The organism is Mycobacterium sp. (assembly GCF_039583785.1).
GTDB lineage: Bacteria > Actinomycetota > Actinomycetes > Mycobacteriales > Mycobacteriaceae > Mycobacterium.
In genome coordinates, this window is the sequence record NZ_JAVKSG010000078.1 from 2,196 (window position 1) to 14,193 (window position 11,998).

At 66.3% G+C, this 11,998-nt stretch carries 12 protein-coding genes; 5 read left to right on the top strand and 7 right to left on the bottom strand.

What is annotated here, in order from left to right; genetic code table 11:
* Nucleotides 1–32: 32 nt before the first annotated feature.
* Nucleotides 33–818, bottom strand: a complete 786-nt coding sequence (locus tag ABDV69_RS17900) for a 2-keto-4-pentenoate hydratase (RefSeq protein ID WP_343576773.1) — start codon at nucleotides 816–818, stop codon at nucleotides 33–35.
* A gap of 73 nt (nucleotides 819–891) precedes the next feature.
* Here ABDV69_RS17900 and kstD point away from each other — a divergent pair, with 73 nt between their 5' ends.
* Both kstD and ABDV69_RS17910 read left to right on the top strand, forming a co-directional pair.
* Nucleotides 892–2,574 carry a 3-oxosteroid 1-dehydrogenase gene (gene kstD / locus ABDV69_RS17905; protein WP_343576775.1) on the top strand — a complete coding sequence of 561 codons (1,683 nt, stop codon included), beginning with the start codon at nucleotides 892–894 and terminating at the stop codon, nucleotides 2,572–2,574.
* Between the two features lies 1 nt (nucleotide 2,575).
* The gene (locus tag ABDV69_RS17910) at nucleotides 2,576–3,439 is read left to right on the top strand and encodes a MaoC/PaaZ C-terminal domain-containing protein (RefSeq protein WP_343576778.1); all 864 of its coding nucleotides are present in this window, start codon (nucleotides 2,576–2,578) and stop codon (nucleotides 3,437–3,439) included.
* Between the two features lie 55 nt (nucleotides 3,440–3,494).
* Here ABDV69_RS17910 and ABDV69_RS17915 read toward each other — a convergent pair whose 3' ends face one another.
* From ABDV69_RS17915 to ABDV69_RS17940, 6 genes are read right to left on the bottom strand one after another with little or no spacing between them, the layout of a single operon-like run.
* Complete coding sequence (locus tag ABDV69_RS17915; RefSeq protein WP_343576780.1) at nucleotides 3,495–4,655, bottom strand: lipid-transfer protein; 1,161 nt, start codon at nucleotides 4,653–4,655, stop codon at nucleotides 3,495–3,497.
* Complete coding sequence (locus ABDV69_RS17920) at nucleotides 4,642–5,055, bottom strand: MaoC family dehydratase (RefSeq protein WP_343576783.1); 414 nt, start codon at nucleotides 5,053–5,055, stop codon at nucleotides 4,642–4,644. The genes ABDV69_RS17915 and ABDV69_RS17920 overlap by 14 nt, the downstream gene beginning before the upstream one ends.
* Nucleotides 5,052–6,008: a bifunctional MaoC family dehydratase N-terminal/OB-fold nucleic acid binding domain-containing protein gene (locus tag ABDV69_RS17925; protein ID WP_343576785.1), complete on the bottom strand. Its 957-nt coding sequence runs from the start codon at nucleotides 6,006–6,008 to the stop codon at nucleotides 5,052–5,054. Before ABDV69_RS17925 ends, ABDV69_RS17920 begins: the two co-directional genes overlap by 4 nt.
* Nucleotides 6,005–7,168 carry an acyl-CoA dehydrogenase FadE29 gene (fadE29, locus tag ABDV69_RS17930; RefSeq protein WP_343576788.1) on the bottom strand — a complete coding sequence of 388 codons (1,164 nt, stop codon included), beginning with the start codon at nucleotides 7,166–7,168 and terminating at the stop codon, nucleotides 6,005–6,007. Before fadE29 ends, ABDV69_RS17925 begins: the two co-directional genes overlap by 4 nt.
* Nucleotides 7,153–8,229 (bottom strand): acyl-CoA dehydrogenase family protein, encoded by a 1,077-nt coding sequence (locus tag ABDV69_RS17935; RefSeq protein ID WP_343576789.1) that lies wholly within the window; start codon nucleotides 8,227–8,229, stop codon nucleotides 7,153–7,155. The genes fadE29 and ABDV69_RS17935 overlap by 16 nt, the downstream gene beginning before the upstream one ends.
* Nucleotides 8,229–9,467: a cytochrome P450 gene (locus ABDV69_RS17940; protein ID WP_343576791.1), complete on the bottom strand. Its 1,239-nt coding sequence runs from the start codon at nucleotides 9,465–9,467 to the stop codon at nucleotides 8,229–8,231. The genes ABDV69_RS17935 and ABDV69_RS17940 overlap by 1 nt, the downstream gene beginning before the upstream one ends.
* Before the next feature lie 119 nt (nucleotides 9,468–9,586).
* Here ABDV69_RS17940 and ABDV69_RS17945 point away from each other — a divergent pair, with 119 nt between their 5' ends.
* From ABDV69_RS17945 to ABDV69_RS17955, 3 genes are read left to right on the top strand one after another with little or no spacing between them, the layout of a single operon-like run.
* On the top strand, nucleotides 9,587–10,750 hold the full coding sequence (locus tag ABDV69_RS17945; protein WP_343576795.1) for a steroid 3-ketoacyl-CoA thiolase: 1,164 nt from the start codon (nucleotides 9,587–9,589) through the stop codon (nucleotides 10,748–10,750).
* A gap of 54 nt (nucleotides 10,751–10,804) precedes the next feature.
* A complete protein-coding gene (locus ABDV69_RS17950) occupies nucleotides 10,805–11,182 on the top strand; it encodes a hypothetical protein (protein WP_343576797.1) in 378 nt (125 codons plus the stop codon).
* A 9-nt stretch (nucleotides 11,183–11,191) separates the two neighbouring features.
* Entirely contained in the window at nucleotides 11,192–11,644 is a 453-nt protein-coding gene (locus ABDV69_RS17955; protein WP_343576800.1) for a nitroreductase family deazaflavin-dependent oxidoreductase, read from the top strand.
* Nucleotides 11,645–11,998: the final 354 nt, after the last annotated feature.

Below are 11,998 nucleotides of genomic sequence, written 5' to 3' on the forward strand. Positions count from 1 at the left end.
ACTCTCTGGTCGCGACCCGCTGCGCCGCTCCTTCACTCGAACGACAATCGGACGGACCCAAGTCCGGCGAAGTCGGCGACAAAGTTGCTGCCCGCAGGCGCGTCGATGGCTCGGGTGCACGAACCGGGCAACACGATGTCGCCGGCCCGAAGCCGTACCCCGAAGCTTTCCACTTTGCGGGCCAGCCACGCTACTGCGGTCACCGGATTTCCCAGCACCGCATCGCTGCGGCCCTCGGCCACCACCGCGCCGTTGTTGGTCAGCACCGCGTCGATGGTCGTGATGTCGATGTCGGACGGGGCAACCCGCGCCTCGCCCAGGACGAAGCCGGCCGACGACGCGTTGTCGGCGATGGTGTCGCACAGCGCGATCTTCCAGTCGGTGATCCGGGTGTCGATCAACTCGATGGACGGCACCAACGCCTCGGTGGCCTCGAGCACGTCGTCTTCGGTGCAGTTCGCACCGGGCAGGTCGTGGGCCAGGATGAAACCGACCTCGACCTCCACCCGCGGATACAGGTACCTGCCGGACTGCACCGGGACGTCCTCGAAGACCTGCATCTCGTCGAGCAAATGTCCATAGTCGGGCTCGTCGACACCCATCATCTGCTGCATCGCCAGCGACGACAGGCCGACCTTGTGACCCACCACCCGGGCGCCCTCGGCGACCCGCTGCCGGATGTTGATCAGCTGGATCTCGTAGGCGTCGACGACGTCGATCTCAGGGTGCCCGGCGGTCAGCGGAATGATCGCCCGGCGGCTGCGCTCGGCCTGGGCGAGATCGGCGGCCAACGCGTCACGGGTGGCAACCGGGATCATGTCGCCGAAGTCCCCTCACTCGATTGACCGGGGCGGTAGCGGCCGGCCTCGGCAATTCTATAACGTGTTCTACATGACGGATCAGGAGTTCGACGTCGTCGTGGTCGGAAGCGGCGGCGCCGGCATGGTTGCCGCTCTGGCGGCCGCCCACCGAGGTCTGAATACTATAATCGTAGAGAAAGCCGCACACTTCGGCGGCTCCACCGCCCGCTCCGGTGGCGGTGTGTGGATCCCCAACAACGAGGTGCTCAAGCGCGACGGCGTCGAGGACACCGCCGAAGCGGCCCGCAGGTATCTGCACGGGATCGTCGGCGACGTCGTCGAGGCCGAGCGCATCGACACCTACCTCGAGCGCGGCCCCGAGATGCTGTCATTCGTGTTGAAGAACTCGCCGTTGAAGATGTGCTGGGTGCCGCAATACGCCGACTACTACCCCGAAGCCCCGGGTGGTCGGGCCGGTGGCCGGTCGATCGAGCCGAAGCCGTTCAACGCCAAGAAGCTCGGCCCCGACCTGGCTGGCCTGGAACCGCCGTACGGCAAGGTTCCGCTCAATGTCGTTGTGATGCAACAGGACTACGTGCGATTGAACCAGCTCAAGCGTCACCCGCGGGGCGTGCTGCGCAGCCTCAAGGTCGGGGCGCGCACCGTGTGGGCGAAGGCGACGGGGCAGAACCTGGTCGGCATGGGCCGCGCGCTGATCGCGCCACTTCGGGTCGGGCTCCGCGAGGCCGGCGTCCCGGTGCAGCTCAACACCGCGCTGACCGACCTCTACGTCGAGGACGGCGTGGTGCGTGGCGTCTACGTGCGCGACACCACGCAGTCCGATGCCGCCGAGCCGCAGCTGATCCGGGCCCGCAAGGCGGTCATCCTCGGCAGCGGCGGGTTCGAGCACAACGAGCAGATGCGAGTGAAGTACCAGCGCGCGCCGATCAGCACCGAGTGGACCGTGGGCGCGAAAGCCAACACCGGCGACGGCATTCTCGCTGGCGAAAAGCTGGGCGCCGCACTGGATTTGATGGAAGACGCCTGGTGGGGCCCGACCGTTCCGCTGGTCGGCGCGCCGTGGTTCGCCCTGTCGGAGCGCAACTCGCCCGGATCCATCATCGTCAACATGTCCGGCCGGCGGTTCATGAACGAATCCATGCCCTACGTCGAGGCGTGCCACCACATGTACGGCGGCGAGTACGGCCAAGGCCCCGGACCGGGTGAGAATATCCCGGCGTGGCTGGTGTTCGACCAGCAATACCGCGACCGCTATATCTTCGCCGGACTGCAGCCGGGACAACGCATTCCGCGCAAGTGGCTGGAGTCCGGCGTGATCATCGCGGCGGACACCCTGGCGGAGTTGGCCACCAAGGCCGGTCTGCCGGCCGACGCGTTCGCCAAGACGGTCGAGCGCTTCAACGGCTTCGCCCGGTCCGGCGTCGATGCCGACTACCACCGCGGCGAGAGCGCCTATGACCGGTATTACGGCGACCCGACCAACAAGCCGAACCCCAACCTGGGCGCGATCAGCCATCCGCCGTACTACGCGGCCAAGATGGTGCCGGGCGACCTGGGCACCAAGGGTGGCATCCGCACCGATGTGCACGGCCGCGCGCTGCGCGACGACGGTAGCATCATCGAAGGCCTCTATGCCGCAGGCAATGTCAGCGCCCCGGTGATGGGCCACACCTATCCCGGGCCGGGCGGAACCATCGGTCCGGCGATGACCTTCGGGTATTTGGCGGCCCTGCATGTCGCGGGGGTCAACTGACATGCCGATCGACGTCGACGTCGCGCTGAACGCCGTATTGGACCCCATCGAATTCTCCTGGAGCAGCAGCGATATCCAGCTCTACCACCTCGGGCTCGGCGCCGGCGCGGACCCGATGGACGCCCGCGAATTGCGCTACCTGGTGGACGACACGCCGCAGGTGTTGCCGACGTTCGGCAGCGTCGCCGCCAGCTTCCACATGACAAAGGCGCCGACCGTGCGGTTCCCCGGCATCGACATCGAGCTGAGCAAGGTCCTGCACGCCAGCGAGCAGGTCACCGCGCCGGCACCGCTGCCGCCGTCGGGTTCGGCGACGGCCGTCACCCGGTTCACCGACATCTGGGACAAGGGCAAGGCCGCGGTGATCTGGTCGGAGACCGAGGTGAGCGCACCGGACGGGACGCTGCTGTGGACGCAGCGCCGGTCGATCTTCGCCCGCGGCGAGGGTGGGTTCGGCGGCGAGCGTGGCGAGTCGACGTCGACGGCGGCGCCGCAGCGTGCGCCGGACCTCGAACTCGACATTCCGATTTTGCCGCAGCAGGCGCTGCTGTACCGGCTGTGCGGCGATCGCAATCCGCTGCACTCCGATCCCGAGTTCGCCTCTGCTGCAGGGTTTCCCCGGCCCATCCTGCACGGCCTATGCACCTACGGCATGACCTGCAAGGCGTTGACGGACGCGCTGCTCGACGCCGACGCCGGCGCCGTCGCATCCTACGGCGCGCGATTCTCCGGCGTGGCCTACCCGGGCGAGACGCTCAAGGCCGCCGTCTGGAAAGACGACGGGCGGCTGCTGGCCACCGTCACCGCACCGTCGCGGGAGAACGCCGTCGTCCTGTCCGGCGTGGAGCTGCGGACCACGGCGTAGGTGCCCGGCGCCGAGCGTGACGCTACCTTCACGGTCGCGGTCGAGCGATGGCGGCTCAACCGAGGATCAGCCCGGACGTCGGGACGCCGGTGCCGGCGGTGACGAGCACGTGCTCGACGTCGGGCACCGGGTTCACCGACGTGCCCCGCAGTTGGCGAACCCCCTCGGCGATGCCGTTCATGCCGTGGATGTAGGCCTCACCGAGTTGCCCGCCGTGGGTGTTGATCGGCAGCCGGCCACCGATTTCGATCGCGCCGTCGGCGATGAAGTCCTTGGCCTCCCCCCAACCGCAGAACCCCAACTCCTCCAACTGAATCAGGGTGAACGGGGTGAAGTGGTCATAGAGGATCGCGGTCTGGATGTCGGTCGGCTTCAGGCCCGACTGCGACCACAGTTGCTTGCCGACCAGGCCCATCTCCGGCAGCCCGTCGAGTTCCGGACGGTAGTAGCTGACCATCGAATACTGGTCGGGGCTGGCCCCCTGCGCCGCGGCCTCGATGACGGCCGGCCGGTTCTTCAGGTCCTTCGCCCGCTCCGCCGAGACGATGACCAGCGCCACCGCGCCGTCGGTCTCCTGGCAGCAGTCCAGCAGTCGCAGCGGCTCGGCGATCCACCGCGAATTCTGGTGATCCTCAATGGTTATCGGCTTCTGGTAAAAGTAGGCCTTCGGATTCTTGGCGGCGTGCTTGCGGTCGGCCACCGAGATGACGCCGAAGTCGCGGCTGGTCGCTCCGGACAGGTGCATGTAACGCTTGGCGATCATCGCGACCTGCGCCGCGGGTGTCGACAGGCCGTGCGGGTAGGAGAACGAGTTGTCCACGCCGGTCGAGTCGGCGTTCTCCACCAGCCGGGTCTGCACCTGACCGAACCGCATCCCCGACCGTTCGTTGAACGCCCGATATGCCACAACGCAATCCGCGACGCCGGTAGCCACCGCGATGGCCGCCTGCTGGACGGTGGCGCAGGCGGCGCCGCCACCGTGGTGGATCTTGGAGAAGAACGTCAGCTCCCCGATGCCGGTCGCGCGGGCGATGGCGACCTCGGTGTTGGAGTCCATCGTGAACGTCACCATGCCGTCCACGTCCGCCGGTGTCAGACCCGCATCGTCGAGTGCGTCCAGGACGGCCTCGGCAGCCAGCCGCAATTCGCTGCGGCCGGAATTCTTGGAGAAGTCCGTCGCGCCGATACCGGCAATCGCGGCCTTACCGGACAGCACCGGAACCCCCGATGGTCAAGGTCGCGTCGGCGATGACGTGATCGCCAAGGCTGTTGCTGCCAACTATTTTCACCGTGATCAACCCGTCGTCGACTGCGGTCACCTCGCCGGTGAACGTCACGGTGTCGTAGGCGTACCACGGCACACCGAGTCGCAGGCCGATCGACCTGATCAACGCCGACGGGCCGGCCCAGTCGGTGATATAACGCTGCACCAGACCGGTGTCGGTGAGGATGTTGACGAAGATGTCCTTGGATCCCTTGGCCTGCGCCTTGTCCCGGTCGTGGTGGACGTCCTGGTAGTCGCGGGTGGCGATCGCCGTCGAGATGATGAACGTGGGGTCGCCGTGCAGGGCGAGCTCCGGCAGCTTGGTGCCGACCTCCGCCGTCCGGGCGCTCACGCTCCGGCCTCCTGAGGCTCCCACGCGTACAGTGTCCACGCCGGGCCGATGTCATTGGCGGGGAAGTCGATATACGTTGCCTGAACCGGCATACCAACCTCCACGGTGGCGGGGTCGACGTTGCGCAGCTCGCCGAGCATCCGGACCCCCTCCGCCAGTTCCACGAGCGCGATGACGAACGGCAGTGTGCGGCCGGGCACCTTCGGCGCATGATGCACGACGAAGCTGAACACCGTGCCTTGGCCGCCGGCCACCACGTAATCGGTTGGCTCCTCGTTGTCCTGCCAGATCGCAGGCACCGGTGGATGCTGCAGGCTTCCGTCGGGCCGCTGCTGGATGCGCAGTTCGTGCGCCTTGACACCGTCCCAGAAGAACTTGGTGTCTTTGGATTCCGACGGTCGCATCATGGAACCAGCGTCGAGGTCCTCCGGCACAGCAGCGGAGTCGCCGGTAGCGGGCTTGAATTTCAATATCCGCCAATTCATTTCGGCGACGTCTTCATCGCCGACCCGCCAGGTGATGTGCTGGTTGATGAACCAACCCGCACCGAGCGCTGTCTGTTTGGGGCCGACGACGTCGCGCATCTCGGAGGCGACGCTGACCTCCTCGCCGGGCCGCAAATACCGGTGGTAGGTCTGTTCGCAGTTGGTGGCGACCACGCCGATGTAGCCTTCTGAGTCGAACAGCTTCATGATCGGGCCCATTGGGTCGTCGGTCGGGCGATCCCCGCCCAGGCCGAACATCGTCCAGACCTGAATCATGGCCGGTGGCGCGACAATTCCCGGATGTCCTGCGGCGCGGGCCGCGGCTTCGTCCCGATAGATCGGGTTCGTGTCGCCGAGAGCCTCAACCCAGTTGTTGATCGTCGGCTGGTTCACCGGATCCCGCCCGGCGCGCGGCTTGGCGACGACGGTGGCGGTGATCTCTTCGAGAGCGTCCCGGATGCCGGTCATCTGGGCACCCTCGGCACTTTGAGGCCGGACGCCGCGATCATCTCTCGCATCACTTCGTTCACGCCTCCGCCGAAGGTGATCACCAGATTGCGCTTGGTCTGCGAGTCGAGCCAGTCCAGCAGCTCGGCGGTCGCGGACTCAGCGGGGTTGCCGTACTTGCCGACGATTTCCTCGGCCAGCCGGCCGATGTACTGAATGCTCTCGGTGCCAAAGACTTTGGTCGACGCGGCGTCGGCGACGTTGATGTCTTCGCCGGCGGCGGCCACCTGCCAGTTCAGCAGCTCGTTGACCCGCCACATCGCGTAGATCTCACCGAGCGCCCGCTTGACGTCTTGGTGGTCGATCGGGGTGACGCCGTCGCCGCCCGGCTTGGACGCCCAGTCGTGCAGCCGGTCGTAGATGCCCGCGGTCCGGCCGGCCGGCCCGAGCATCACCCGCTCGTTGTTGAGTTGGGTGGTGATCAAACGCCAGCCACCGTTTTCCTCACCGACCAGCATGTCGGCGGGAACCCGGACGTCGTTGTAGTAGGTGGCGTTGGTGTGGTGGGCGCCGTCGGACAGGATAACCGGCGTCCAGGAAAAGCCGGGATCCTTGGTGTCGACGATCAGGATCGAAATGCCCTTGTGCTTCACCGCTTCCGGGTCGGTGCGGCAGGCCAGCCAGATGTAGTCGGCGTCGTGCCCGCCGGTGGTCCACATCTTCTGGCCGTTGACGATGTACTCGTCGCCGTGCCGCACGGCGCTGGTGCGCAGCGACGCCAGATCGGTGCCGGCCTCCGGTTCGCTGTAGCCGATCGCGAAGTGCACCTCGCCGGCCAGGATCGATGGCAGGAATTTCTTTTTCTGCAACTCGGTGCCGAACTGCTGCAGCACCGGCCCGACGGTCTGCAACGTCACCGCGGGCAGCGGCACATCGGCACGGTGCGCCTCGTTGACGAAGATCGACTGCTCGACCGGGCCGAAACCCAACCCGCCGAACTCCTTTGGCCATCCGACGCCGAGCTTGCCGTCTTTGCCCATTCGCCGGATCACGGCGCGGTAGGCCTCGTTGTGGCGGTCTTTCTCCATCGCTTTCATCTCGTCAGACGAGATCAGGCTCGAAAAATATTGCCGCAGTTCGGTTTGCAGCGCACGCTGCTCCGGAGTCAGGTCGATGAACATTGCGCTCCACTGAGGTTGTCGCGGTGGCGATCCGCCTCGCCCGGCTTCGCCGCGCTTACGATCGCCACCAAATCGAGGCGATGCGACGGCCCGCCCAACAGGCGAGTCAGGTCCTTGATCGTCGAGTAGTACCGGTGCATCGGGTAGGTGATGTCCATCCCCATCCCGCCGTGCAGGTGGTGGCAGATCTGCATCACCCGCGGCGCCTGCGAGGTGAGCCAGTAGCCCAGCACATCCAAATCGGATGCGGCATCGAGGCCTTCACCCAGCCGCCAGATCACCGACGTCGACGCCAAATCGATGGTCCGTGAGGCGATATAGACCTCGGCTAACTGCGCGGCGACGGTCTGGAACGTCGATAGCGGCTTGCCGAACTGTCGCCGGTTGGCCACATAGTCGGCCGTCAGTCGCAGCGCACCGGCGACCAGACCTGCGGCGTAGGAACCAACAGCGGCCAGCGCAAACTGGTTCACCCGCTGGGCCGTGGCCCCGACAAGTACGTCGTCACCGCCCACCTCGACGTCGGAGAAGGTGACCACGTACTCGTCGGATCCGTTGGAGGTCGGCGTCTTCGCGATCGTTACACCGTCGGCCTTGGGCGATACGACAACGACGGCGTTGTCGGCGGTGACCAGCATCCAGTCGGCATCAGCGCCATACCCGACACCGATTTTGGTGCCCGACAGCCGACCGCCGGCGAAGGCCGTCGCCGGCCGGTCCGGCAGTGCGATACCCGGCTCGTTCAGCGCCGCTGTGAGCACGGATCCCTTGCCAACACCAGCCAGGTAGCGGTCCTGCTGCTCGTCGGAAGCCAACTCCAGCAACGTCATCGCGCCGAATCCGAGGGTGGACAGCGCGGGGCTGATCAGGCCGTGCCGACCGATCTCGGTCAGCGCCGTGGCGATCTCCGGCAGGCCGACACCGTCGCCGCCGATGCGTTCGGGCACCGGCAGTGCGGTCACTCCGCCGGCGACCAGCGCCTCCCAGGAGTTGTCCCGGCCAAGTACCGACGTGACGACATCGGCAACCGCCCGCTGCTCTGGGTCCGGTGCGAAATCCATCAGTTGGCCCCGGTGTAGTCGACGTGCCAGTGCTTGATGCCGTTGAGCCAGCCAGACCGCAACCGCTCCGGTTCCGAAGTGGGTTTGAGGTCCGGCATGTGGTCGGCGACCGCGTTGAAGATCAGGTTGATCGTCATGCGGGCCAGGTTCGCGCCGATGCAGTAGTGCGCACCGGTGCCACCGAACCCGACGTGCGGGTTCGGGTCGCGCAGGATGTTGAACGAGTGTGGGTCCTTGAAGACCTCGTCGTCGAAGTTGGCCGAGCGGTAGGACATCACCAGCCGCTGGCCCTTCTTAATCTGCACACCACCCAACTCGAGATCCTCGTTGGCGGTGCGCTGGAAGGCCGACACCGGCGTGGCCCAGCGGACGATCTCGTCGGCGGCGGTGGACGGGCGCTCCTTCTTGAACAGCTCCCACTGGTCGGGGTTGTTCGCGAACGCGATCATGCCGTGCGTGATCGAGTTGCGGGTCGTCTCGTTGCCTGCCACCGCCAGCATGATCACGAAGAAGCCGAACTCGTCGTCGGACAGCTTCTCGCCGTCGATGTCGGCCTGGATCAGCGTCGTGACGATGTCGTCGGTCGGGTGCTCGTTGCGCTCCGCCGCCATCGCCATCGCGTACATGATCAGTTCCATCGACGATTGCGCCGGGTCGACGTCGGCGTACTCGGGGTCGGCGCCACCGGTCATTTCGTTGGACCAGCGGAACAGCTTGACGCGATCGTCCTGCGGCACACCGAGCAGGCCGGCGATGGCCTGCAGCGGGAGCTCGCACGACACCTGCTCGACGAAGTCGCCGCCACCCGTCGCGGCCGCGGTCTTGGCGATGTTCTCGGCGCGCTGGGCGAGTTCTTCTTCCAGTCGACCGATCGCCCGGGGCGTGAAACCGCGGGAAATGATCTTGCGCAACCGGGTGTGGTGCGGGGCGTCCATGTTGAGCATGACGCTGCGCTGCAACTCGACCTGCTCGCGCGTCATCTCCTTCGGCCAGGTCGGGATGGCGCCGTTCTGCCAGCTGGAGAAGATGTCGCTGCGGCGCGACACCTCCTTGACGTCGGCGTGCTTGGTGACGATCCAATAGCCGTCGTCCTCGAAGCCGCCGCAGCCGTCGGGCACGCTCACCCAATGGACCGGCTCGGAGCAGCGAAGCTCGGCGAGTTCGTCGATCGGAAGGCCGGCCAGGTTGACGTCGGCGTCGAGGAAGTCGAAGTCCGCCGGAATGCTAGGGGGTGCCATAAATTCCTCCTGAACTACAACGTGTTCTAGTGCCAGTAAAACATGCTCTCGTCGCAGACCAAAAGGTGCGCACGCATCGTCGCTTGTCAGGGTAATGAAACGTGTTCTAGCCTGACCTCATGGGTAACCCGGTAATTGTTGAAGCCACCCGCAGCCCGATCGGCAAGCGGATGGGATGGCTGTCAGGACTGCACGCCACCGAACTGTTGGGCGCCACGCAGCGAGCGCTCGTGGAGAAAGCCGGCCTCGACGCCGCTGAGGTCGAGCAGGTCATCGGTGGCTGTGTGACGCAGTACGGCGAGCAGTCCAACAACATCACCCGGGTGGGCTGGCTGGTCGCCGGCCTGCCCGAGCACGTCGGCGCGATGACGGTGGACTGCCAGTGCGGTAGCGGCCAGCAGGCCAACGGTCTGATCGCCGGACTCATCGCGGCGGGCGCCATCGACGTCGGCATCGCGTGCGGCATCGAGGCAATGAGCCGCGTCGGCCTGGGCGCCAACGCCGGCCCGGACCGCGGCATCCTGCGGCCCGCGTCGTGGGACATCGACCTGCCCGACCAGTTCACCGCCGCCGAGCGAATTGCCAAGCGCCGCGGCATCACTCGCGAGGAGATCGATCAGTTCGGTTTCGACTCGCAGCGCAAGGCCAAGCAGGCCTGGGCGCAGGGTCGCTTCGACCGTGAGGTCAGCGGCATCGAGGCGCCGGTGCTCGACGAGAACAAGCAGCCGACCAGTGACCGGCACGTCGTCACCAAAGACCAGGGCCTGCGCGACACCACGCTGGAAGGGCTGAGCCAGCTCAAGCCGGTTCTCGACGGCGGGATCCACACCGCGGGCACGTCATCGCAGATCTCCGACGGTGCGGCCGCTGTGTTGTGGATGGACGAGGCGAAAGCGAAAGCGCTCGGCTTCACGCCGCGGGCCCGGATCATCAGCCAGGCACTCGTCGGCGCCGAGCCCTACTACCACCTCGACGGCCCGGTGCAGTCCACGGCCAAGGTGCTGGAAAAAGCCGGCATGAAGATGGGCGACATCGACATCACCGAGATCAACGAAGCGTTCGCCTCGGTGGTGCTGTCCTGGGCGCGGGTGCACAACCCGGACATGGACAAGGTCAACGTCAACGGCGGCGCGATCGCGTTGGGTCACCCGGTGGGCAGCACCGGCAGCCGGTTGATCACCACCGCGCTGCACGAGTTGGAGCGCACCGACCAGAGCACCGCGCTGATCACCATGTGCGCCGGTGGCGCCTTGTCGACCGGCACCATCATCGAGCGCATTTAGCGGCCCGCCGGTGACGATGCAGAGCGCGATGCGCGATGAGGAGGAGCCGGGCAATTGAGCACGGTCTCGGACGAAGGCCGGATCGCGGTGGCGCAGTCTTACATCGACGCGCTGGCCAGCCACCGCGGCGACGACGTGCCGTTCGCGCCGGACTGTGTTCGGTTCGAGATGGGCATCAAGACCGGTTTCTCCGGAAACCACTTGCGGCGCAGCCTGAATCGGGGCCCGCAGTTCCGCATCATCGAGCAGTGCACGCCACCGGTTTTCGATGTGGATGGCGACCATGTACGGGCTCAGTTCGACGTGATCACCAGGCCGACGCTCGCCGGCCGGCGAGTGTGCTCGCACATCGACGAGACGTTTCTGATCGTGGATGGCAAGATCCGGCACATCAACGCTCGGATGCGTCCGTTCATTCAGCACCACCGATAGGGAGAACCGATGGCCAAGCCGCCGCCCGCACTCAACTCCGCCGGCACCGGCGTCCTGATCAAGTGGATGTCCCGGATCAACACCGCGGCCTACAAGGTGTCCGGCGGCAGGGTCGGCGGCACGTTTCTGCAAGGGGCGCCGGTAGCGCTGCTGACGACCATCGGCCGCAAGACCGGGGAGCCGCGGGTCAGCCCGCTGCTGTTCCTTCGCGACGGCAACCGCGTCGTGCTGGTGGCCTCGCAGGGCGGGCGGGCCAACAACCCGATGTGGTATCTGAACCTCAAGGCCAACCCGACGGTGACGGTGCAGATCAAAAAAGAGGTCTTGCGTCTCACCGCCCGCGACGCCACCGCGGCCGAACGCGCACAGTACTGGCCACAACTCGTGGCGATGTACTCCTCGTTCGCGGACTACCAGTCCTGGACCGACCGGGTCATCCCGATCGTCATCTGCGACCCGTGATGTCACAGACGTGCCGCAGCCACCGAAGCGGCCTGAGGAGGAGCCGCACAGTCGGCTAAGCCCGTATGAGGGCGCCGTGGGAGGCGATTCCACGTCGAACGTGAATCCACTGCGAGATTTGTTGCGAATTTTCGCATTAGCGTCACATTCGGCGTGGGTGGGCCCGCCCAAGGGTAGTCTTCCGGCTCGTCAGCCAGCACAGCCGGGTCCGCCCCGCCTACCGCCAATCTTACCTCAACGCAACGATATTCGTGACATTCATTGCTCGCCGATACCGCTGTGCGGCTGGCCTGGCCGCGAAGTCAGGGAGAGTCAAAAACCGAGTGATCGCCGATCCGGCGCCATCGGCAGCGG